This window comes from Phycisphaerae bacterium (genome assembly GCA_012729815.1).
Taxonomy (GTDB): Bacteria; Planctomycetota; Phycisphaerae; order JAAYCJ01; family JAAYCJ01; genus JAAYCJ01.
The window spans coordinates 12,782-36,428 of sequence record JAAYCJ010000149.1; the positions used below are offsets into that span (position 1 = coordinate 12,782).

Sequence of the window (23,647 nt, forward strand, 5' to 3'; positions counted from 1 at the left end):
TACTAAAGTGCAAAATCAGGGACGCTTCGCGGTGACGATCGACTTTCCGATAATGTTGCCAAGCTCGGTGGTTTCCCGCAATAGCGCATGGAGTTGCACGTCTTCTCGCGCCAGTAGAGCACTGTCCTCCACAACCCTCAACCAGTAGCGGGACTCCCGCAGTTCCTTCAGTACGATCTGCAGTTTGTGGACAAAATCGGGCTTGCTCTCAGCGGCGCAGGCCTCTTCGTAATTCGCCCCGCCGGACGTGGCACTCCGCAGGAGCTGCCTGGCCACATGCCTGCCCGGAATGTTCCGGCTGAGCCGCAATGTCAGTTTCACCGTCTCCGCTGAGAGCTTCAAAAACCGGTCGGAGATATCGTTCCTGACATTTTGACATTTGGTATTTGCTATTTTCATTTTTCATTGTTTCCGCTTGTCCGCCGTGCCCCATCCACCATCTCCGCCACCGCCGCCTCCGTCGAATCGCCAAACCGCCGCACCAGTTCCTCCCGAACCGCCTTCGCAAAAACCTGCCGCGAGCCCTGATCCAACGCCTCCGCCGCGTAAAACAGCGACCCCGCAGCGTATGGACTCTGCGGAAACTCAACGGCCACCCGCAGCAACTCCAACGCCGCACCGTCAAATCGACCCGCAGCCGACAACCCTCGCCCGCGCCAATGCAGAATGCCAGGCAAATCCGCCCGCACCGCCGCCGCGAACAACGTCTCCGTCGTCGCCAGAAGCTGATCCGCCTTGCCGGCTTCCAACTGCTCCGCAGCCCACTGATCCAGCCACGCACCCGGCCGCCGAAAATTCAAAAGCTCGCTCTCGGTCACCTCCCGAACCACCTTCTTGCGATCAGCCAAATTCGGCTGATTGATCCCCAACCGCTCCAACACCCGGCTCAGGGCCTGACGCGTCTCCGCCGAACCCGCCTTGTTCCGCGCCGCCACCAGCGTCGCCGTCGCCGCGCCCATCGCCTTCTCGTCCGAGGGAATCTCGCCGCGCGTCGGCAACACCTGGATCAACCACTCCGGAATATCCTCCGCCAACCGCACGATCAGCTCCGCCGCCTCGTCCAGCTTCCCGCCCCGCGCCAGCAGATTCACCAGCCGCACGCGAACCCACGCACCCTCCCATCCGCCGCCCGCAAACCCCAGCGCCTCCCGATACGCCGCCACAGCCTCATCGTATTTCTTGAGCGACAGCAGCTTCTCCGCCTCGTTCAACTCCGCCCGACCGTCCACCCGCACCAGATACACGTCCGCGAAATCAATCTGCGAGCGCTGGCCGCTCTGGCTGTCCATCACCGTCAGCCGCGCCCGATCGAACTCGACGATCTTCACGTGCCGAACCGACTGCGCCTTGCGCGTCAGCACCGTGTCCGCCGAAGCCGACCCAGCCGCGACCAACACCATCAACAGCGCCGCGATCGTCCTCACCACTTCAACTCCGTCTCCGCCACAAACCGATAGACCCCGCCCGTCTGCTCCGCGATCTTCCGCAGCAGAAATGCCCCGCGCTCGTTGACGTACGCCAGCGTGTTGATCTTGATCTGCCGCGCCTTCGACCACTCGATGATCTGATCCGCCAGCTTCTCGTCGAACACGCCGTCCGTCAGCAGATACACCAGATCCGGATTCAGCTCCAGCGCCCGCCGAACCGCCCACCGCGGATCCGTCTTGATGTCCGTCTGCACCTGGTCGACAAACTCGATGTACGTCCGCTTGTTCCGGTCGCTCGCCCACGTCAGCCCCTTCGCCGGCCCCTCGATCGGCTCGCCCGAACTGAAGAAAATCACGTGGAACTTCTGCATCGGCTGCAACTCGCCCAGACTCGAACCCAACTCGCGCTTCAGCGGATCGAAGAACGGCAGCATGCTCGGCGAAACGTCCACCACGTAAATCACCGAATACGCGTTCCCAGCCGTGTTGAAAAATCGCGTCCGCGGTACGATCGGCGCCACCTGACCCAGATCCGCCGCCTGCGATCCGACCGACCCGCCCGACGCCAGCACCGCCAGGTCCAAATCCTGCGAACCGCTCGCCTGAGGCTGCGCCGACGACTCGATCTGTCTGGCCAGCGCCTCCGTCACCAGCTTCTGCGAATCGATCAGCGGGGCCCGTTGCTGGTCCTGAAAAAGCGGCAACTGCGGATCCACCTTCCCAAGCCGCGCCTCCGGCACGATCTCCCGCCGCGCGGGACGATGCTCGAACGAAATAAAAACCACCGCCGACAGCCCGCCCAAAACCGCCAGATGCGCCGCCGCCGAGATCGCCCACGGCCACCACAACAGCAGCCGGCCCGCCCTACGCCAAACGCTCGTCTCCTGCAACTCGTGTTCGGTCATGCCTCTGCCGATTTCGTCGCGCGCCAAGCCGCGAAAACCGACGCTATTCCATGATCTCCGCCGCCACCAGATCCTGGTACGTCTCCCGACGGCGGATCAACCGCATCAACTTGCCCTCGCACAACACCTCAGCCGCTCGCGGACGGGCGTTGTACTGGCTCGACATCGTAAAACCATAGGCGCCCGCCGTGAAAATCGCCAGCAGGTCCCCGCGATTCACCGCCGGCATCGACCGGTCCGCCGCGAACCTATCCCCCGTCTCGCAGATCGGACCCACCACGTCGTACTTCGACAACCCCTCAATCTCCGGCTTCTCAACCCGCCGCGACGGAACCATCCCGGCGGCCACCTCGACCGGCCAGATAAAGTGAAACGCCTCGTACAGCGTCGGCCGAATCAGGTCGTTCATCCCCGCGTCCACCACCACGAACTGCTTCTCGCCCGAACGCTTGAGGTACAGCACCCGCGTCACCAAAATCCCCGAATTGCCCGCGATCGCCCGCCCCGGCTCCATGATCACCCGAAGCCCCCGCCCCTTCAGCAGCGGCACGATCGCCTCCGCGTACACCTTGCCCAGCGGGGCCTGCTCGCTCTGGTAATCCGCCCCGAACCCCCCGCCGATGTCCACCGTGTCGATCGCCACGCCCTCGCCCCGGAGTCGCTCGATCAGGTCGAGCACCTTCCGAATCCCCTCCACGTACGGATCGATCGTGTTGATCGGCGAACCCAGGTGGATGTGAACGCCGCTTAAACGCAGGTACTTGTCCCCCGCGTGCGCCGTAAAAATCCGCTGCGCCTCCTCGATGTCCACCCCGAACTTCGTCTGCTTCTTGCCCGTCGTGGTGTACCGGTGCGTCTTGGGATCGACGTCCGGGTTCACCCGCAGCAATGCCCGAGCCGGAATCCGCCGCGCCGCCGCGATCGAACGAATATTCTCCAGCTCCGCTTCCGACTCGATGTTGAACGCCCCAAGCCCAACGTCCAGCGCCTGGTTGATCTCAGCGTCCGTCTTGCCCACCCCCGCGTACACCATCTTCGACGGATCGCCGCCCGCCTGAATCGCCCGAAACAACTCGCCCCCGCTGACCACGTCGAACCCCGCACCCGCCTTCGCCAGCAGCCGAAGCAAATGCACGTTCCCGTTGCACTTGACCGAATAGCAGATCAGCGGGTCCAACTCGGCAAACGCCTCCGCGATCCGCTGATAGTGCCCCAGAAACGTGCTCGCCGAGTAAACGTAGCACGGCGTCCCGATCTCCTCAGCGATCCGCGACACCGCCACCTCTTCGCAGTGAAGCTGCCCGTCACGATACTCAAACAAATCCATCGCTGCTTGCTCCAGTCTGTTGCGTCAACGGTACGAAATCGCCAGGTTCGTCACCGTCCGACCCACGCCGTGAACCCGCCGAACCTGGCCCAGCACAATCTGCACAATGTCGTCGTAGGTCTCAGCCTCAACCACCGCGATGATGTCCTGATCGCCCATGGTCAGATCGGCCATCGTCACCCCCTCCACCTCCAGCAGCTCGCGCAACACCCGGTCCTCGTCCGCCGCGTCCACCAGAATCTTCAAATACGCCCGAGCCATCGCATGGTCCTCCCGCAAATACGCCCCTATTTCGACCCCGCAACGCTTTCGATCATCTTGTAACACGCCGTCCCGTTCAACGATTCAAACTCGACCAGCGCCTCGCGCGCCTTCTGCATCGCCCGCATCCCCGTCTTGCGGGCCATCAGGTCACGAATCTCGTGCAGACGCACCACCATCGTCCCGTACGCGTCGCCCGTCGCCGCACGCGCCGCCAACGCCAGCCCCGTCGACGCCGCCGCGCGATCCTTCGGATCGAACCGCGTGTTCACATACCACAACAATATCCCCGCTCCCCACCGCAACTCCCGTTCCGCCTGAGGATCCTGAGCCACCCGCTCCAGCCGACCCACCGCCCGAAGCCGCGACGCCTGGTCCAGCTTCCGCGGGAATTCGCTCGCGTACAAAGCCGAAAGCGCCTCAGCCCACACCGCGTTTCCCCCCTCGCCCTCCGCCGGCTCGCCGACGTCCAGCAGCCCGGCGTACGCCGCCGCCAGGTCCCGAACCTCCGAGTTCAAGTACACGATATACCGGGTATCCCGGCTGCCGCCCGGACCTTCGCCCGGATACATCAGCCACAGAATATCCGCCAACTTCTCCACCGGGGCATCACCCACCACCTGGACCCGCGCCCCCGTCTCAGCCTCCAGCTCCGCGTTTCGCGTCACATACAGCCGGTAAATCCGCCCGCGCTCGTCATCCACCGCCTCGCGACGCGGCCGCGGCGCCGGCGCCGGCCTCGCCGCCGGTGGCGGTACCCGCATCGTCACCGGCTCGCTGCTCCGATCCCGAGGGCTCGTCCGCTCGAACCGGAACGTGTCCCAGTTAAAGTCCTGCCCACGGCACCCGCCAACCGACGCCGCCGTCAGCAACACTCCCAAAATTACGATCGCACTGCGCATAATGCCGCTCCATTCCTGATCCAGCTTGAGACTACCAGAATCCCCACCCAACTGCAACCACATCTCCCCCCCTCCCCAGCCTCCGCCATCCCGCCCAAACCACCTCAACCGCCGCCTCGTCTCCCGTAGGGTGGATGTTCCTGCATCCACCATTTCCCTCTGCCGCCGGTATTGCCAGATGGTGCGCCCCAGCGTGCGTCGTCCCGACGCACCAAAAAACCGCCCCTGGCCCACACCCCGCAATCTCGCGACAGGTCGCTCTACGACCTATCGCCGCCGCCGACTGGCGTTGCTGGGAACCCGGCAGAATCCGGCAGAGCGATCATATCGTGTCCCCCACGAAAGCCCCGAGCAGCGATAGGGTGTGGTTTCGCGGGCGAAAACGCACCCTCCTCTCTTCCCCCCTCCCGCAACGCGCCAATTCCCGTCACCCTCGTGCTATAGTACACCCACCGCGCCCACGACACGCCACCGCCGATGCAAATGATCTCACCTCCGCCGCCAATGCACCTCCGCCGCCAATGTAGCTCCGCCGCCCTCGGCGGAGTCTTCAACCCCAATCCCCAACCCCTAACCCCGAATCCCTACTCTTCCCCCTCCGCGTCTCAGCGCCTCGGCGGGAGTCATCCTCCCATTCTGACTTCTGACTTCTTGTCTTTGTCCGCGTGTTCCGCGTACTCCGTGCCAATCCCAAATAGGAACACCAACTCCGCCAAATCATCCCCCACCAACACCCTCACTATTTTGCACTTTGGTATTTTCTATTTTCACTTTTCATTTTCCCCTCCCCCTAATCCCCAGCCTCGTGACCAAACAACACCAGCATGCCCAATGCCTCCGGCCGGCTCATCCAGCCGCCGTGCAAATCCATATAAATCAGATTCGACCCGCCCGCATGCCGCTCAGCCAACTGCCCCGTATTCGGTGTATCCCAGTTCCGACACACCGGGCACGTCACCGCCATCCACGTCGACCCATACGTCTCCCGGGCGTCAGCCAGCAGCGCAATCTCCGACCGTCGGCGGAAATCCTCGACCTTGAAGCACTGGCCGTATCGAAACACGTGGTCCTCGACCACCCCGTACCCGGCGCACCACCAGAACGCCGTCGCCGACGGACACCTCCACGGCTGCGAATGCTCAGCGATATCGCCCCACTCCGGAACATCGAACTCGCCGACAATATACCCGCCGTAAACCAGCAAATTGGTGTACCACCGGAAATCCTCTTCGTCATTCTCCAGGTCGTTCAGCGCCGGCAAATAATCGCGATGATCGTTCGCGTACGCGTAAAACGCCAACCCGATCTGCCGAAGCTGCGAGCGGCACGTCACGCTCCGCGCCTGCTCCCGCGCGCTACTCAACGCGGGCAGTAGTATCGCCACCAGCACCGCGATGATCGCCACCACCACCAGCAGCTCAATCAGCGTAAACGCCGCGAAAGCCCCAAGCCGCCTGGCCGAGACGAACCGCTCGCCAACCAGACATCGGCCGCCGCATTGCCGCCCGTTCACGTTCATCGCTTGTCCTCCGCAAACTCAAGCCGCCGCACCTCGATCGCCGAGCGCAGCTCCAGATCGTCAAACCACGCCTGACCGGTCGCCCGGCCCAGGTAGCACCGAACCGCCACCGCAACCGTCGCCGACTGCGGCGACGACCAGGCCGTATTGGCCGCCACCCACTCGCTGCTCCCAATCCGAAACTCCGACGACGTCGGCGGCCAGATCCGATCGCCCTTACCGTCCAGATACGAAATCTCCACGAACGCCCCGCGACCCACCACGTCCTTCGTCCGAACCCGCCCCGTCACCCGATACACCAGCCGCGCATTCTCCTCCGGCATCCGGTCGATCTGTCGAACCGGCAAAACCTGCTGCACGCACGGCCAGTTCGTCATTTCCGTCGCCGCAACCGACAGCACCTGCTCCGACGCCCCCTCCTTCTCAACCCCGAACGCCAGCTCAGCCGTCGGCTTGTTCACATCCGAACTCGCCTGCCAGTGGGCGAACACCGCCTCGGACGATCCCTCGAAATCGCCACATTCCAGCTTCTCAACCCGCTCGTCCACGTATTCGATCACCACCTTCGGATACGCCACCTCGCCCACCGCTGCTGTCACCTTGCCGCGCACGTACACCGGCAAAAGCCCCAGCTCAAAGCCGATCTTGCCGTCGTCCTTCGACACAGCCGCCGGACGGCCCAGCGCGTCCATCACCGTTACCTCTCCCGGCCCAACCGGCAATTCGCACCGCGCCCGCTTGGCGTGCTCGAGCCACACCACCGCCAGAGGCCCCTCCGGCGTCTCGAAACCCACGCCACGCGCAAATCCCCGATCCACGCTCCGCACCACGTCCAGCTCGCCCACGCACCGCGCCTCGCGCATCACGTCATTGAAAATCGCCCATCCCGCAGCCGCCGGTTTCGGCGTCCCGCCCGCCCGAAACAAACTCATGTCCGTATCGATCCCGATCGGCCACGCAAAAAACTTCGCCAGACGCTCAGCCCCCTGCGCCCACTGCCAGACCGCTTGAGCTATATCCTCCCGCACGTGACCCACCGGTCCGCCCGACCGGCTCTCGTCGTCGCCGCCGCCCAACTCCGTGATCCATATCTCCGTCGAGGCGCCCGCCTCCTTGAGCAACCCACGGCATGCCGCCAGGTCCGCGCCGTAGTGAACGCTGATCGCGTCAAAGTAACGTCCCGCCCCCTTCTCCAACACGGTCTTGAGGAACGGCCGGTATACACCCCCTTCCGGCAGACCGCCCGTCGCCCCGAACGCCACCAGCCGGGCCTCCGGGTCGCCACGCTTGAGCGCCGTGTACGCCACGCCCAGCGACTCGACCAGATCGCCCAGAATCTCGTCGCTCGTGGTGTGACCGAACCGCCCCTTCCAGAACAGCTCAACGTCCGGCTCGTTCCAGAATTCCCACGCCTCGACCCGCCCCTTGTACCGCTTGGCCGCCGCCTCGCAGAACTCAGCCAACGCCTCCGGCTGCGGCATGTAATGCCGCCGTTGCTCCGCCTGGCTCTCCGGCGCCGTCGACGCCCACGGCGGACTGTAAAAAATGCACGGCAGCATGGCCAGTCCCAGCCGCTCGCACTCCGCCGTCAAGAGGTCCGCCACGCCCCACCGAAACCCGCCCAACCCCGTATGAATGTCCTCCCACGTGAATGGATGCCGCACCCACGCAAACCCCAACCGACGCGACACCCGCAACACCCGAAGCGCCGGTTCAGGGCCCTCGCCCATCAAATGCGTGATGTGCGTCACGTTCACCCCAAGCCGCGGATTCCGCAACGCCCGATCCGCCGGACAAACCACAAACGACTGCCGCTCGCCCCCTACCTCCAACTCGTAGTAACCCACCGGCAGACCCGAAACCTCAAGCCGGCCGGCCGCCTCAAGCCGCCCCTCCCGAACGCGCGCCCCGTCAACGTCCAACACCCGCCAGCCGCCCGCCTGGTCGACAGCAAACGCGACCGGCACACCGGCTGTGAACAGCCCCGCCTCCTCGGCCGGCGACACCGCCGCCTGCCCGACCCCTGCCGCCAGAACCGCCAATACCGCGCCGATCGTCAGTCTGCTCACGATGCCACTCCTTGTGTCGACTCCCGAACTACCACCTTCGGCGGAACCGACCGGTGAATCGCAGCCGCCTGTGAACCCTCAAACCGACCGGCCACCACCTCCACCGCCAAACGCGCCACCGCCTCGATCTCCACCGCCACCGTCGTCAACGGCGGACGAAACACCGCCCCCTCCGGTATCCCGTCAAAACCGATCACGCTCACGTCACGCGGCACATTCAGCCCCCCCTCCTCCAACGCCTTGATCGCACCCAACGCGCTCATGTCGCTGACCACGAATAACCCGGTAAAACCCAACACACCATCTTTCAGCCGACCCCGCAGCGTCTCGTACGCCCGGATCGCCGAACGCTGCCCCATCTGCGTCCCGCACTCGATCACCTCCACCTCCTCCAGCCCGCCCATCCGCGCCTGCCGGCAGAAACCCTGCACCCGCAGCTCGACCACCACCGTCCGCGGCTCCGATACCAGCACCGCCAGCCGACGATGACCCAACCCCATCAAGTGCTCAGCCGCCATCGCTCCGCCCAACTCGTCATCCGGCTCAACGCAATCGATCGCCACGTCACGAAGCACCCGCCCGAATATCACCGTCGGAACGCTGAACCGCGACAGCGCCGCGAAATCCTCCGGCAAAAGCCGCTCGCTCGTCGGCAGGATGATCAGCGCGTCAATCTCCACCTCCGGAAACCCCTGCAGAATCCGGTCCCGGCAGTCGTACCGGATCACCCGCGCCGCCTCACCCGCCTTCGCCACCTCCTCCTCCAGACTCCGCACGTAGCTCGTATAGACCGGCGACGAAAAATCGTCCGGCACCGCGATCGCAATCACGTGCGGCCGCAACGATGCCCCTTCACCAGCCGCCTCCGTCACGAACACCCCCCGACTCGCCTGACGAACCACCGCCCCCTCCTCCGCCAGCCGTTCCATCGCCCGATCCACCGTGAACTGACTCACCCCGAACTCCCGCATCACCGACCGAATCGACGGCAGCCGCGAACCCGGCCGCATCCCCCGGACCTTCTCCCGCAAGTCCTCGTACACTTGCTCCGACTTCGGCATCATCATCGTCGCCATCAATCCATCCTCAACTGTATCGCACTGACCGTATCGTTCGTATCTCATTGTACTATTGTATGATCATCATATCAATCCCCTTGTCCGCGATCTTCACCGGGAAAGTCCTTTTCGCCATCTCCAACCACGATTACCATAACCCTATCTGAGCCTGACGGAGAACCGGATATGCCTCACTTACGAACGTTCCTGTATCCAATCCTCATGGCGGCCATGATGATCGCGTCGCTGCAATGCACTCAGGAAAAACCGATGAACCAGCCAAACGGACCACGTACGCAAGTGACGGCCAGTGCGGCAGTTACGCAGCAGTTCGGCGCCAAGCGCCTCGACTTCCCCGTGCCCGCAAGCAATGGCGGTTACGCCATTCTGCCCGCCAAAACCCGCGCAAGTGGCCGTCATCCCTGGATTTACTACGCCCCATCGTTCATCGGCCAGTTGCCCGCCGCTGAGCACGAGTGGTACTTCACGCAACTGCTCGACGCGGGCTTTGCGATCTGCGGCGTGGATGTCGGCGAATCGTTCGGAAGTCCTGCTGGCCGCGCCGCTTACACCGAGTTGTGGCGGATCGTCACGACGGAATTGCGGTTGGATCGCCAGGCGTGTCTGCTGCCGCAGAGTCGCGGCGGGTTGATGTTGTACAACTGGGCGGCTGAGAATCCGGACAAGGTCCGCTGCGTCGGCGGGATCTACACCGTCTGTAACCTGCGGAGCTATCCGGGTTTAGACAACGCATGCGGCGCGTACGGCCTGACGGCGGCGCAGTTGGAATCGCAGTTGGCCGAGCACAACCCGATCGACCGACTCGCGCCATTAGCCGCGGCGGGCATACCCATTTTGCACCTTCACGGCGATATGGACACCGTCGTTCCACTCGAACACAACTCAGCCGAGTTGATCCGACGGTATCAGGCGCTCAGCGGTCCGGGTGAGTTGATCGTCGTTCCGAGCAAAGGCCATGAGGTGTGCCCCGAGTTTTTCCATCGTCCGGAGTTGGTGGAGTTTTTCGTGCGTTGCGGCGGTTGACTCTTGCCGGGGTTGTGCTATGATCGAGTCGGGTTCATCGTGGTCTTGAGCATTGAGGAGTCGCGAGTGATACGTCGGTAGGTTTGCGGAACGTGCGAATGGCGGGACGGCTTTCGGGCCGGCCGGTGGGTTTGCGCGTTTCGTGTATTTGACGTTGGCTCGCGGCTTGTTCCCTTCCGGTTTTTTCACCTGTCGATGCGGTCGCCGCGGGCGGTTTGTGGACGGCTGCAAATCGAACGGGAGATGACGGCCATGGCGACGGTCAAGGGCGACCTGCTGGTTGAGGATATCGTGTTTTTCTATCCGGGTTCGGCGGACCCGGTGTTTGAGGGTTTGACGGTTCGTTTTCCGGTCGGCTGGTCGGGGGTGATCGGGCCGAACGGATCGGGCAAGACGACGCTGCTGCGGATCGCCTGCGGACAGCTTGAGGTGCAGCGCGGGCGGGTGATCGCTCCGGAAAGGATCATTTACTGTCCGCAGCGGACGGACGATCCGCCGGTTTGTCTCGATGCGTTTTTGTCGGCGACGGACCATCATGCGTGCGGACTTCGCGGTCAGTTGGCGATTGAGGCGGATTGGCCGGGGCGATGGGACAGCCTCAGTCACGGCGAGCGTAAGCGGGCCCAGATCGCCACGGCTTTGTGGCAGCAGCCGGGCGTGCTGGCGGTCGATGAGCCGACCAACCACATCGACGCACAGGCGCGTGACCTGCTCGGCCGGGCGATGCGGACGTTCAGCGGGATCGGCTTGCTGGTGAGCCACGACCGCGACCTGCTGGATGAGCTTTGCGGGCAGTGTTTATTTATCGAACCGCCGACGGCTTCGATGCGGCCGGGCGGATACACGAAGGCAGCCGAACTGGTCCGGACGGAGCGGCAGCAGGCCCGTCAGCGGCGGGATGAGGCGCGCGGCGAGCTCAAGCGGCTGTCGCGCGAGGCGGCCAAGCGGCGGCAGAAGGCGGATCGTGCGGACGGCATGCGGTCCAAGCGGTCGCTGGGGCGGCGGGATTCGGACGCCCGCGAAAAGATCGACCGGGCGCGGGTGTCGGGCAAGGACGGTCAGGCGGGCCGGTCGCTTCGGCAGATGCGTGGGCGGCTTGATCAGGCCCAGGAGCAGTTCGACTCGCTTCGGGCGAGGAAGGATCAGGCGCTGGGATTGGAGCTGACGGGCAGCCGGGCGAGGCGGAATTTCCTGTTTCGCCTGCCGAGCGGGCGCTTGCCGATGGGCGAGGACCGCGATCTGACGTTCGGCGAGCTGGCGATGCGGCCGGACGACCGGGTCGCGCTGGTCGGGCCGAACGGGGCGGGCAAGAGCACGCTGGTGCGTCACATCGTCTCGCGGCTTGAGTTGCCGGCGGATCGGGTGATCGTGATGCACCAGGAGATCGACACGGCTGAGAGTCGGCGGATCGTGGAGGAGGTTCGCCGGCTGCCGAACGACGAGCTCGGGCGGCTGATGCAGGAGATCGGGTGTCTGGGGTCCGATCCGGTGCGCGTGCTGGACACGGAGGAGCCGAGTCCGGGCGAGGTGCGCAAGATTTTGCTGGCGGCGGGGATGGCCCGTCAGCCGTGGCTGATCGTCATGGACGAGCCGACAAATCATCTCGATCTGCCGTCGATCGAGTGCTTGGAGAAGGCGCTGACCGAGTGCGACGCGGCGCTGCTGCTGGTGAGTCACGATCGGAGGTTTCTGGAGCGGTTGACGCGGACGCGGTGGGAGGTCGGCGCGGAGGCGGGTGATGTGGCTGGGCGACGGACGACGGTGACGGTCAGGCAGGCTGGGAGTTCGGATTAGCACGGAGCACGCGGGCGAAGACAAGAAGTCAGAAGCCAGTAGTCAGTAGCCAGAATGGAGAAGGCAGACTCCGCCGAGGGCGGTGGAGCACGCGGAGGGGACTCCTGATTTCGGATTTCGGATTTCGAATTTGTTCGGAGAAAGGCGTTCGATTGCGGCGGATAGAGGAGAAGGTAGACGGGAGTCCGGGGGTCCGCAGATCAGGTGGTCGGGCCGGAACAGAAGGGGCAAAGGCCGGTCTCCCGCGGAGGGGCGGAGACGTGGAGGGTTGAACAGGAGGCGGCGAAGGCAGCCAAGCGGGCTGACAAGGGAGCTTTCAAATCCTGACTCCAGGCGTGCAGGCTACCGCGCTGAAGGCTTCGTGGCGTGGGGCACGGCCGGTACGGTCGTATCGCCACCTTCGGACAACGCAGGGCAGGTTGTGGGTACGTCCACCCCGACCTGAGGCAGAAAGACCTTCAAATCGTCGACACGCCAAAGGCATTCACTCTCGCCGAACTGGCTTTTGATGCGGCTAACTGCCTCCGGCGTTAGTGGAAACGATATCAGATCTTGTCCCGCCGTGAGGTAATATCCAGTGTTCGGGGCAGGTTCGAAACCCATCCACCGGCGAGGTTTGTCCGAGATAATCAGTTCCACCTCAAAGGGCGTGCTCTGCACGATGGTCTTGCTCCAGCGAAACTCGGAGCCGGCGTCCACCAGCAGCAGGATGTTGTGTTCCTCCTCGAGCAGCACGTAGTTGTACTCGTGATCCACGAATTTGCGTGGCCCGCCCCACTTCACATATCGCCCGATGCCGTACTCAATCGTTCGATCAGAGAACAGGGGCCGCGGCGGCAGGTGCTTCTGGCTGTGCGATCGAGTCAGCCAGACGCCCACATTGAGCAGGAGCGAGAGGAACAAAAACAGACCCACTAAGCCCACACCGAGCCAGAATAGGACTCTCAACCCCTGCCGCAAGATGTATCGCCATGAACTCATGCTGGTACACTACAGATGATTCACTTTACAGAACGTGAGACAAAACGCTACTCCGATCAAGAGACAGGTTTTTTGATTCGCCGCGGTCGCTGCGGGCATACGGCTGTTCTCTTCTGAGAAGCGCCCATCGGATCGGCCCACCTTGGCTGAACATCACCCTTCTGCCACTCGATCACAGGCAATTATAACACATCAGTAGTTTACGCCAAGACCTTTTCCGGCCCAAACGTCGCCCGGGTGGCGCGTTTGGTAGTGTCCTCTGGAGGGCACGGTGCACCCGGAACGGAATGCTTGATTTCGAATTTCGGACTTTGAATTTGCTCGGAGGAAGGCGTTCAGCGGAGGCGGATGGGAGAAGGGTGGGTCACGCAGAGGGGCGAAGGGTCCGAACAGAAGGGAGCGGAGGGGAAGAACATCAGACTTTCAAGACTGACCCCAGACGAAGCGGCGGGTCAGGACTCGCCCTGCCGAACTTTCAAGACGTGACCGCAGTTGGTCCGCTCTTTGGCGTCGCCGGCTATGGCCCGTATTCCACGGCACGTGGTAGGATGGTGAATTTGTAGAAGCCAGGGCTATCGACATGCTCGAGGTACCCCTCGATCCCCATGGACTGGATCAGGTCGCGAATGGCCATCGCTTGTCCGGTTCGCTGGAGGAGGATGCTGGTGGACTCGCTGGAATAACCTTGGTCTCGGAAATCTGCGCGGGCCGCCTCATGTAACGCTTCCGCCCTCTGGATGCCCTCGCGGCTCTGCGCGTGCACGATGCCGATCGCCGCTGAGCCTTGTACGACGCCGACGAGCCCGGCGAAGCCGTCATCGGGCCCTCCCGCCGAGACCGGGAGGAGCCCGTCGAGCCACGCCTTGACAAGTTCCCTCGCGCCATCGGGGCTCATCGCTTGGATCAGGACTCTCTCGGCCTCCTCTCCGCCCAGGAACCCCAGCCACCGGATCGCCAGGAGCTTGCCCGTGCATTCACGGTGCGTCTCAATCGCCCCTTCCCGCCAGTCATCCGACCGGCGGATGTAGTTAATGATCACGGAGGCGGATGCCGGGTCGTCGCTGAGATAGCAGATCGTCTTGGCGATGTTGGACCAGTAACGCCGGTAGGCGGGATCGTCCAGAAGCGCGTGCAGGACGGGGACGGCCTCCCGCGTCAGCAGTTCCCGCGTCACTCCCGGAGTTATCTCATGGTCGGATCGGCGCACAAACGCCCGCGGATCCCGTTGATCGAGTTCGAAGGTTCCCCGGTCCGCCAGGTCGCCGGCGATCTGAAGCTCGGCCGTCCGGCTGAAGGCCTGGAAGCCCTCGTCGACCTCGCACGCCGCTTGAGAGGTGCTTACCGGGCGGTCGCCCAGCGGTTCCTCGGGCGCTTGCGCCCTCTCTTTCTCAGTCAATGGAGGCGGGCTGGAGGGACCCTGAGACGCCGGTTGACGCAGCAGGTAGATGCCGGTCAACAGACACCCACCGGCAACGACGATGAATACCGCGGACTTGGTTGATGCCTTCATTGGGTTGCACCTCTTTAAGGTCCCGAGGCAGACGCTCAAAGCACCTGGCCTGCGGAGGGCGATTGAGCTTTTGAAGTCCGCACTGAGGTTATCTATTTTCGCTGGCGTGTCAAGGAGTATCGAGGCGACCGCAGGGGCTGTCGCTGTGGGGTAGGCCGTCGCGATTGGCAGTCATTGTTGGATTAGCACGGAACACGCGGAACACGCGGGCGAAGACAAGAAGTTAGGAGTCAGTAGCCAGAATGGAGGAGGAAGACTCCGCCGAGGGCGGCGGAGGTGCATTAGCGGCGAGAGTCCATTGGCGGAGGTGCGTTGGCGGCGAGGGCGGGGTGATTGACGGGGGCGGGTCAGGCGAGGGAGAGGTTGGCGGTGTTGAAGTTGAGGGCTTGGAGGTGCCGTTTGGAGCGTTGGTGCATTTTTTGGGCGTCGGTTTCGGAGTGGTCGTCGTAGCCGCGGAGGTGGAGGAGGCCGTGGATGAGGTAGAGGGCGAGTTCGGCTTGGGGGTTGAGGGACAGTCGTTTGGCGATGAGGCGGGCGCGTTGGGCGTTGACGACGACCTGGCCGACGAATGGGGTTTCGGCGGGTTCGGAGAGTTCGAAGGCCAGTACGTCGGTTCGGTATCGTCGGCCGGTGTACTGCTGGGCGAGGTCGGCCATGCGTTTTTCGCCGACGACGGCGAGGCTGATCTGGGCGGCTGGTCCCTTTTCGGCTTGCCAGACGTGTTCGGCGATGCGTCGGAGGCTGGCTTGCGCAAGGGGCATCTTGCGGACGAGGACGGCGATCTGGAGGTCGAGTTTGTTTTTTGGGGACGGGCGAGCGGTCATGAGGCCGTCTCCCGGGGTTCGGGCCTGGGTTCTTTCTTTTCTTCCCTGTCACGGTCGGCATCCTGCGACGGGTACTTGATCCGCCCGTGGTACATGGCCCAGAGGCTTCGGGTGAGGCTGTCTTCGACCTGGTGGAGTTCGCGGAGGGTCAGTTCGCAGTCGTCGAGCTGTCCGTCTTCGAGGCGTCGTTTGACGATCTGGTGGACCTGGTTTTCGATGCTGCCGACGGTGGGTTCGGAGAGGGCTCGGGTCGAACCTTCGGCGGCGTCGGCGAGCATGAGGATGGCGCTTTCACGGCTGTGGGGTTTGGGGCCGGGGTAGCGGAATTCGATGTCGGAGACGGGCTCCTGGCCGGCTTCGCTCCGCTGCTGGTTGGCGAGGCGGTAGAAGTATTCGACGAGGGTCGTGCCGTGATGCTCGGTGATGAACTGGTGGAGGACCTTTGGGACGCCGTACTCTTTGGCCAGTTCGAGGCCGTCCTTGACGTGTCCGATGATGACGAGCAGGCTCATGGCGGGCGAGAGGCCCTTGTGCCGGGTGAGGTTCCGGGTGGGCTGGTTTTCGACGAAGTATTCGGGTTTGGAGAGCTTTCCGATGTCGTGATAGAAGGCTCCGACGCGGGCGAGGAGGCCGTTGGCTCCGATGGCCTCGGCGGCGGTTTCGGCCATGTTGCCGATGAGGAGGCAGTGGTTGAAGGTGCCAGGGATTTCGAGGGCGAGCCGCCGCATGAGGGGTTTGCTGGCGTCGCTCCATTCCAGGAGGGTCATGCTGGTGGCGATCTGGAAGAGGCGTTCGATGCCGGGCAGGATACCCTGGAACATGAAGACGGCGACGAAGGCGGCGGCTGCGGCCCAGACGGCGTTGATCAGTCCGTAGCCGATCTGCTGGTAGGTGACCAACTGGTAGCACCAGTCGATGGCGAAGCTCATCATGGCGGCGGCACCGGCGACTTCGATCAGCTTGGATCGGCTTCGGACCTCGTCGAGGATCATGGTGACGGTCACGCCGCCGGTGAGGAGGGCGAGGAAGAGGCCGAAGTCGCCGCGCATGGCGAGGACCAGAAGGGCGGTCAGGGTCACGGTGATCATCAGGGAGAAACGCTGGTTGTAGGCGACGGTCATGACGAGGGCGACCAGCACCACATGGAAGACGGCGTGGTATTCGTTGAGTCCGGCCAAACTCAGGACTCGTCCGAGGGTGATGGGGATGAACATGATGGCGGCGAGGGCGGCGCATCGGGTCCAGTTCATGGTGGCCCGCGGCTCCCATTTGACGCTGTAGATTCCGATGACGAGGGTGACGACGGCGACGAGGGTGACGATACCGGCGTTGGCGAGAATCTTGGTTCGGGCGCTGAGCGCCTCCCAGTAGGCGTGGTGCTCGGCTTCGAGGACGGCCAGATCGCGGCTGGTGATCATCTGCTGGGGCGGCATGAGGACCTGGCCGGGCTCGTAGCGGCGGTAGCGGTCTTCCTGGGCGTTGTAGTTGATCTGTCGTTGTTTTTCGGTTTCATCGACGTCGAAGAGCCAGACGGCCTGTGCGCCTTCCTTGAAGAGGTCGGCGAGGTATCGTCGGACGGGGGTGGTCATGGGTCGCGGGAAGGGGGCCACGGACCGCTGGAGCAGTTCGGCGACCTCATCCTGGCGGTTGGCGAAGGTCCATCGTCGGGTTTCCTGTCCCGTTCGGGTGGCTGGGTCCATCAGGACGACGGATCCGACCTTCTGGTATTTTTCGGGCATCCGTTCAATGATGTGGGTGGCGGCCAGGGCGGCGCGCAACTGCTGGAGGTCCTGCTGGAATTCCTCGAAGGTGTAGCCTTCAACGAGGAGGGCTTGGAGTCTCTGGAAGGCGGGTTCGTCGATGCCCCATCGGGTGTCGAGGGCCTGTCGTTTGTCCTGATCGAGGTTGGCGTAGAGTTCGGTGGCGCGCAGGTCGTTGTAGAGTCCGGTCAGGTCACGTTCGATCTGTCCGAGGAGGCTCTGGTTGAGGCGGTAGTAGTTTGGGGTGGATTCCTGAGCTTCGCGTCTGGCCCGTTCGGTGGCCTCCTGGTCGAGGACGCTGAACGGCTGACGGACGCGGATTTCCTGCCAGGGTCGCTGGCCCTCGCGCCAAGGCATGACCTGGCCGCCGGCGATGATGACGAGGCTGGTGGCGACGATGAACAGCAGTCCGACGAGGACGGCGTGGGCTGGGATTCGGAAACCGGGCCCTCGTTTGGGCGCAGCGGCCCCGATGCGCGCCGCCCGCCCCTTTCGCGCGTCCATGCGTTTGGGTTTCCTGCCGAAAAACATCGCCATATTAACTACAAGATATCGGACGATTTGCCAAGGCCGTTTCCTGCTGTCCGAGTCGGTCGGGCCGTCGCTCGGGGCAGAAAGGGCCGAATACAACCATCATGCATACACAATAAGTCATATTACTAATAGCCGTGGCCCGGCCTTGGACTGCTAGGGCGTCTGGCGGGTCACGGGTTCGGCATCGCTTGCCGGTCGGCCGACCCGGCCGTCGCCGCCGTAGGCTTCGACGATGGACTGGACGAGTCGGTGGCGGACGATGTCCTGTCGATTGAGTCGGACGACGGCGATGCCGTCGATTCGGTTTAGCTTGCGGGCGGCGTCGATGAGGCCGGACTGTTCGGGGCGTTCGAGGTCGATCTGGCTGTCGTCGCCGGTGACGATCATCTTGGAGTGGTGGCCCAGGCGGGTGAGGAACATGAGCATCTGGGAGGCGGTGGTGTTCTGGGCCTCGTCGAGGATGATGGCGGCGTTGTTGAGGGTTCGGCCTCGCATGTAGGCGAGGGGGATGACCTCGATGACGTCGTTGACCATGAAGCGTTTGAGCTGGTCGAAGCTCATCATGTCGTGCATGGCGTCGAAGAGGGGGCGCAGGTAGGGGTTGACCTTGGCCTGGAGGTCGCCGGGCAGGTAGCCGAGTTTTTCGCCGGCTTCGACGGCGGGCCGGACGAGGACGATTCGCTTGATGGTTCCGCGTTTGAGGGCTGAGACGGCCATCGCGACGGCGAGGTAGGTTTTACCCGTTCCGGCGGGTCCGAGGCAGAAGACGAGGTCGTTGTTGCCGATCGCGTCGAGGTAGTGGGCCTGGCCCTCGGTTTTTGGGGTGATTCGGGTGCCGCGGGCGTAGACGTCGACGCCGCCTTCGGCGGTCATGCCGACATCGGTTTCGACGGCGGCGTCGGCGAGTGCTTCGTGGACGTCGCCGGTGTCGAGTTGGTCGCGGTCGCGGAGCATCTGCTGCATTTTTTCGATCACGCTGGCGGTTTTGCCGACGGCGTCGCTGGGCCCGGTGATCTTGACCGCGCCGTCGCGGGCCACGAGCTGGACGCCGAGCATCTCTCGCAGCAGCCGCAGATTACGATCCTGGGGGCCGAAGAGGGCCAGTCGATGGGCGTGTGGTTGTAAGGTAACCGTCAGATCCAAAGCGGATCAACCTCCTTAATCGTCATGGGCTGAACGGCCGGTTGCGGGTGTGCCCGCTGCACTCTCCTCAACCGGTTGAAGCCTGTATATTACTCAGAATTATATACCAGATAAGACCGGCGGGCAGGACGGAATCGACAAGATCGAGGACGCCGCCGAAGGCTGGGAGCATGCGGGCGGAGTCCTTGGCGCCGCAGTCCCGCTTGATGAGTGACTCGATGAGGTCGCCGAAGTGGCCGACCAGGCCCAGGAGCAGTCCGATGGCGGCGGCGGCGGGCCAGTCGAGGTTGGGGATGGCGAAGGCGCGGGCGCAGATGACGGTGACGATGGTCGAGGCGGCGAGGGCTCCGATCAGGCCTTCGATGGTCTTGCCCGGGGAGAGCCACGGGGCCAGCTTGTGTCGTCCGAAGGCTTTGCCGGTGAAGAAGGCCCCCATGTCGCCGGACTTGACGGCGGCGACCATGACGACCACGGCGAGGGGTCCGAAGTCGGTCCGGACCTTGACGATGTAGGAGAGGAGCAGTCCGACGTAGAGGATGCCGAAGATGGTGACGCCGACGTGGGCGACGGCCCGCTGGGTTTCGCGGCGGGCGATCTGGGCGTCGAAGGCAAAGCACAGTATAATGGCGGCCACCGCTGCGGTGTCGAGGGCGTAGGCTTGGAGCTGGAGGGAGAAGACGGGAATGACGGCCAGGGCCATGGCGGCGAGCACCATCAGGCGGCTGAAGGGCCGGTAGCCGGCTTCGCGGACGAGTTGTGCGAATTCGAAGGCGCCTGCGGCGGCCAGGACGGCGGCGAAGAGGGCGAGGACAAAGCCGTCGCGCAGGAGGGTGCCCGAGACGGTGTCCGGGTCCGGCAGGCCGGCGAAGTAGCCGTCGAGCGTGAAGATCGCACCGAGCAGCGCGATGAGGATCGCGCCGAAGAAAAGTCGCCACTTGAGCATGGACAATGTTTCTCCTGTGTTATTGAGAGTAAGGGTGTTGGCGGGTCAAGTAAAGGAATTTCGGCCTTGTCGGCGGTAGTTGCGGCAGGTAGGCTGGTGGGCCACATACAGGAGCGGCGCCGATGGAATTGACGTACAAGGCGGATTTTGAGCGGGTCAAGGACGTTTGGCGGCATTTTTGGAACGGGGAGATGGTGAGGCGTCCGGTGGTGGTGGCGCAGGTGTCGCGGCCGGGGCGGTCGCCGGGCAATCCGGGTCACCTGCGGTATCTGCGGGCGAACACGCGGCGTTGGGAGGAGCAGCTTGCCGCGATCGACGGTTGGCTTGAGGACACGGTGTTTCTGGCTGAGGCGGTTCCGCATTTTTCGCCCGATCACGGTCCGGATCAGTTCGCGTGTTTTTACGGCGGTCGGCTGGAGCATTCGGCGGACTCGCCGGAGACGAACTGGGTGCATCCGTTTGTGGACGGGCGGTGGGAGGCGGTGCTGCCGTTGCGGCTGGATCGGGAGGGTTCGGTGTGGACGAGCGTGATGGGTCTGAGCCGGCGGCTGGCTGAGCATGCCCGTGGGCGGTATCTGGTTGGTGCGTGCGACCTGCATTCGAATCTGGATACGCTTCTGGCGATGCGTGGCGGCGAGGGGCTGTGCATGGATTTGATCGAGCAGCCGGAGGCGATCGGGGCGGCGATGGCCGATGTGCGGCAGGCGTATCCGGTGGTGTACGACGAGCTGTATCGGGCGGGCGGGATGAGCGCCGAGACGGGTTCGATCGGCTGGATTCCGTTCTGGTCGGACGGGCGGTTCGCCACGATCCAGTGCGACGCGCTGTGCATGATCAGCCCGCAGATCAGCCGGAAGATCGTGTTGCCCGCGCTGGAGGAGGAGGCGGAGTTTCTGGATCACTGCGTGTTGCACTTCGACGGGCCGGGGGCGTTGCCGCATCTGGACGACGTGCTGTCGATCAAGGCGATCGACGCGATTCAGTGGGTGCCGGGCGACGGGCAGAAGCCGATGCGCGAGTGGATTGACGTGCTGCAGCGGTGCCAGGCGGCGGGCAAGGCGGTGCAGGTGTACGGGGTGAATCCCGAGCACGTACGTCAGTTGCACAGGATTCTCAAGCCGGAGAAGACGGTTTATTGCGTTGAGGCGGAGCATCCGGATCGGATAAACGAGTTGCTCGATTGGCTGGAGAAGAACACGTAGGAGACGGCGGCGCGGCGGTTTTGGGCAAGCGGGCATGGGACCTGGAGGTTGTGCCATGAGCGGTGAGAGCGGTTCGAACGGGTCGGAAGGGCTGAACGGTTTGACAGTCTGCAATCGCGGCCGCTGCGGGCAGAACAGTGGTGTTGTCCGTGAGCGGTTCGGTGAGGACGTTCTGCAGTTGGATCCGAAGCCGGATTACGTGCTGATCTACATCGGGATGAACGACGTCATCAACGACCGGTTTTTCACGCCGCTTGCGGCGTACATAGAGAACGTTTCGTGGATGGTTGAGCGGGCCCGGGCGGCGGGGATCGAGCCGGTGATCTGCACGATCCACCATTGCGTGGAGGAGAAGGTTTACCCGCACCACCCGCGGGAGAAGTTCGGCGAGGAGACGCCCAACGTGAAGATGGACCGCTATAACGCGGCGCTAAGGAGGCTGGCGGCGGAGCGGGAGGTCGCGCTGGCGGATTTCGGCGGCGTGACCGATGGCACGGAGCGGTCGGCGTTCCTGAGCGAGGACGGCGTGCATTTGACGGCGGGCGGCAATGTGCTGCTGGCCAGGTGCTTCCTGGAGGTGATCGGCCCGAGGCTGCGCGGGCGGGAGACGATCGTCTGCTGCGGCGACAGTTTGACGTACGGGTACGGGAATCAGGGCGCGGGCACGGCTGATGGAGAGACGTACCCGGCGATGCTGCGGCGGTTTCCGATCTATCCATAGAGCCGATGCAGCAGGGTTTCGAAGTCATCCGGCAAGGCGGCCAAGGGTTTTCCGTCGCCTTTTTGGGCGTAGCGGATGATGTTCATCAGCATGCGGTCGGCGGCGGGGTTGATATCCAGGTTTTCAAGGATGCGGAGCGTGTTGATGAAGAACCGGCCGTGGCCGAAGCGATAGCCCGCAAACAGCAACCCTGCCGCATAACCGGTCCTGAACTTTTCACTCAGCATTCCATCGTTATAGCCCGTGGCAAACCAGACCGCGGCCACGTCATCGGGGGTGTCCTGTCCGTCAAAGACGAAGTGTGTAATGACCTGATCGTAGTACTCCCAATCCATGACGCCCTTGCACGGCAAACCCTCGAACACCGGATGCGGCTTGGCCAGGCATTCCTTGTGATAGACCCAGTCACCGAACGAGTAACCGCACCCCTTGGTTTCCAAAGGCAGCCAGCCGACGGCATTGTCACCGCGTTTGAAGGCGTACGGCGAGAGGAAGACGACCGTGCTTCCCCTGGCGATTCGCTGCAGGAGTGCCTTCCACTGGTCGAGCCCGGCGTCGGTTTTGGAGAGGTCACCGACAAGGATGACCTCACGGACCTGGGGATGGGCTGCAAAGGGCCGGCAGGTGACCCCGTGGGCCGTCAGCCAGTGCTCGGTTTCCCGGCTCAGGCCCAGGACGGTGACTTCGCTCTTTGACGCGGCGACGGGCGCCGACACGTAGAACTTTCGTCTGGCCCCGGCGGGTGCTCCGCCCTGCTCCAGCGACGCGGTAAACTCGTACGCTCCGGGCGGAACATTCAGTTTAATGCTTTCACGGAAGACGACGACCGCCAGCGGGCCATCGGACCCTTTTGGCGGCTGGGGTACGCTGAACGTGACGTGTTTTTCCCAGACGGCTCCCGGTTCACCAAACACTTTGAGATCCGCGGCATAGGTTCCCGGTTTGAGTACATCCTCGGTTGCCAGCACGGCTTCGATCGTAAACTGCCGGCCTGCATAGACATGACCCGGTTCGACGAAGAGGCACCACCGCAGCGGGGCCCAGCCGTCCCGCAGGGCATCCATCATCCCGGGTTTGAACTCGCGGGCATACGTCCAACGGCCGTCCCCCACGCCGACATCGACCATGGTGGTGATGCTGAGGCCGCACATTTTGGGGTTGGAGCGGATCAGATCATACTCCAGGCGCGACTGACGCACCTGCTGGGCGTAGCTGTCGATGAACATATCCTCGGGGAACGCATAGACGTCGTTCATTCCGAACCGGTTCCAGTCGGCGGTTAACAGTTCGACCTGCTTTTGCAGCCGCTTGTAGTTATTGAGCTCCACGGAAGCGCCGGCTTGCTGATATTGCCTTAAGCCATCGATGACATTTAACAGACTTCCCGTGCCGGACTCCGATTGAAATATGGGTTTGGCGTCACGGCCGTGATATTTGAAGAAATCCCGACTTGGTTGATCATAGGGTACGAGCGGGTAGTGATGACAATCCCCCAAGACCCGCTGGACCGTTTGGCCCAGTCCGCCCTGAACAAAGGTGGGGTGGGTTTTTCCCTCGGCGTCGACTTCGTCGGCCGGCAGTCCGCCGGTCGTTTCCTTTCCCCACTGGGCTTCCCATTCGGTGCTTCCGGGGTTGGACAGGGAGCCGACGGTGATGATGCCGTCCCATCGGCCGCTGTTTAGCAGCACGAGGCGGGAGTCGTCCAGGGCCCGTACTTTTTCCA

20 protein-coding genes are annotated in these 23,647 nt (G+C 63.6%); 4 read left to right on the forward strand and 16 right to left on the reverse strand.

Annotated features, from left to right (window positions below):
* Positions 1-15: 15 nt before the first annotated feature.
* The 9 genes from GXY33_10255 to GXY33_10295 all read right to left on the reverse strand — a co-directional run bounded on the left by GXY33_10255 (position 16) and on the right by GXY33_10295 (position 9,486).
* Positions 16-399, reverse strand: coding sequence for a four helix bundle protein (locus GXY33_10255; protein ID NLX05515.1), 384 nt, complete (start codon positions 397-399; stop codon positions 16-18).
* Positions 396-1,424: a hypothetical protein gene (locus GXY33_10260; GenBank protein ID NLX05516.1), complete on the reverse strand. Its 1,029-nt coding sequence runs from the start codon at positions 1,422-1,424 to the stop codon at positions 396-398. Before GXY33_10260 ends, GXY33_10255 begins: the two co-directional genes overlap by 4 nt.
* Positions 1,421-2,359, reverse strand: a complete 939-nt coding sequence (locus GXY33_10265; protein ID NLX05517.1) for a VWA domain-containing protein — start codon at positions 2,357-2,359, stop codon at positions 1,421-1,423. Before GXY33_10265 ends, GXY33_10260 begins: the two co-directional genes overlap by 4 nt.
* A 16-nt stretch (positions 2,360-2,375) precedes the next feature.
* Positions 2,376-3,659 carry a diaminopimelate decarboxylase gene (lysA, locus tag GXY33_10270; protein ID NLX05518.1) on the reverse strand — a complete coding sequence of 428 codons (1,284 nt, stop codon included), beginning with the start codon at positions 3,657-3,659 and terminating at the stop codon, positions 2,376-2,378.
* Positions 3,660-3,683: 24 nt separating this feature from the next.
* The gene (locus tag GXY33_10275; GenBank protein NLX05519.1) at positions 3,684-3,920 is read right to left on the reverse strand and encodes a hypothetical protein; all 237 of its coding nucleotides are present in this window, start codon (positions 3,918-3,920) and stop codon (positions 3,684-3,686) included.
* Positions 3,921-3,946: 26 nt separating this feature from the next.
* Positions 3,947-4,822 carry a hypothetical protein gene (locus GXY33_10280; GenBank protein NLX05520.1) on the reverse strand — a complete coding sequence of 292 codons (876 nt, stop codon included), beginning with the start codon at positions 4,820-4,822 and terminating at the stop codon, positions 3,947-3,949.
* 790 nt (positions 4,823-5,612) lie between these two features.
* Positions 5,613-6,341, reverse strand: coding sequence for a DUF1559 domain-containing protein (locus GXY33_10285; GenBank protein NLX05521.1), 729 nt, complete (start codon positions 6,339-6,341; stop codon positions 5,613-5,615).
* Entirely contained in the window at positions 6,338-8,410 is a 2,073-nt protein-coding gene (locus GXY33_10290) for a hypothetical protein (GenBank protein NLX05522.1), read from the reverse strand. The genes GXY33_10285 and GXY33_10290 overlap by 4 nt, the downstream gene beginning before the upstream one ends.
* The gene (locus GXY33_10295) at positions 8,407-9,486 is read right to left on the reverse strand and encodes a substrate-binding domain-containing protein (protein ID NLX05523.1); all 1,080 of its coding nucleotides are present in this window, start codon (positions 9,484-9,486) and stop codon (positions 8,407-8,409) included. Before GXY33_10295 ends, GXY33_10290 begins: the two co-directional genes overlap by 4 nt.
* Before the next feature lie 168 nt (positions 9,487-9,654).
* Between GXY33_10295 and GXY33_10300 the strand changes: the two genes are divergently transcribed.
* Both GXY33_10300 and GXY33_10305 read left to right on the forward strand, forming a co-directional pair.
* Positions 9,655-10,512, forward strand: coding sequence for an alpha/beta hydrolase (locus GXY33_10300; GenBank protein NLX05524.1), 858 nt, complete (start codon positions 9,655-9,657; stop codon positions 10,510-10,512).
* Between the two features lie 252 nt (positions 10,513-10,764).
* Entirely contained in the window at positions 10,765-12,306 is a 1,542-nt protein-coding gene (locus tag GXY33_10305) for an ABC-F family ATP-binding cassette domain-containing protein (GenBank protein NLX05525.1), read from the forward strand.
* A gap of 342 nt (positions 12,307-12,648) precedes the next feature.
* Here GXY33_10305 and GXY33_10310 read toward each other — a convergent pair whose 3' ends face one another.
* From GXY33_10310 to GXY33_10335, 6 genes are all read right to left on the reverse strand, one after another.
* The gene (locus GXY33_10310) at positions 12,649-13,221 is read right to left on the reverse strand and encodes a hypothetical protein (GenBank protein NLX05526.1); all 573 of its coding nucleotides are present in this window, start codon (positions 13,219-13,221) and stop codon (positions 12,649-12,651) included.
* Between the two features lie 583 nt (positions 13,222-13,804).
* Positions 13,805-14,797, reverse strand: a complete 993-nt coding sequence (locus tag GXY33_10315) for a hypothetical protein (protein ID NLX05527.1) — start codon at positions 14,795-14,797, stop codon at positions 13,805-13,807.
* A 347-nt stretch (positions 14,798-15,144) separates the two neighbouring features.
* Positions 15,145-15,621, reverse strand: coding sequence for an rRNA maturation RNase YbeY (gene ybeY, locus GXY33_10320; GenBank protein ID NLX05528.1), 477 nt, complete (start codon positions 15,619-15,621; stop codon positions 15,145-15,147).
* Positions 15,618-17,885, reverse strand: a complete 2,268-nt coding sequence (locus GXY33_10325; protein ID NLX05529.1) for an HDIG domain-containing protein — start codon at positions 17,883-17,885, stop codon at positions 15,618-15,620. The genes ybeY and GXY33_10325 overlap by 4 nt, the downstream gene beginning before the upstream one ends.
* Positions 17,886-18,068: 183 nt before the next feature.
* The gene (locus GXY33_10330) at positions 18,069-18,971 is read right to left on the reverse strand and encodes a PhoH family protein (protein ID NLX05530.1); all 903 of its coding nucleotides are present in this window, start codon (positions 18,969-18,971) and stop codon (positions 18,069-18,071) included.
* Between the two features lie 154 nt (positions 18,972-19,125).
* Complete coding sequence (locus tag GXY33_10335; GenBank protein ID NLX05531.1) at positions 19,126-20,001, reverse strand: phosphatidate cytidylyltransferase; 876 nt, start codon at positions 19,999-20,001, stop codon at positions 19,126-19,128.
* A 122-nt stretch (positions 20,002-20,123) separates the two neighbouring features.
* Here GXY33_10335 and GXY33_10340 point away from each other — a divergent pair, with 122 nt between their 5' ends.
* Positions 20,124-21,203 (forward strand): hypothetical protein, encoded by a 1,080-nt coding sequence (locus GXY33_10340; GenBank protein ID NLX05532.1) that lies wholly within the window; start codon positions 20,124-20,126, stop codon positions 21,201-21,203.
* Between the two features lie 55 nt (positions 21,204-21,258).
* Complete coding sequence (locus tag GXY33_10345) at positions 21,259-21,924, forward strand: hypothetical protein (GenBank protein ID NLX05533.1); 666 nt, start codon at positions 21,259-21,261, stop codon at positions 21,922-21,924.
* Here the strand turns inward: GXY33_10345 and GXY33_10350 are convergent.
* Positions 21,915-23,647 (reverse strand): hypothetical protein (locus GXY33_10350; protein ID NLX05534.1); only part of this gene is annotated, 1,733 nt, incomplete at its 5' end. The genes GXY33_10345 and GXY33_10350 overlap by 10 nt on opposite strands.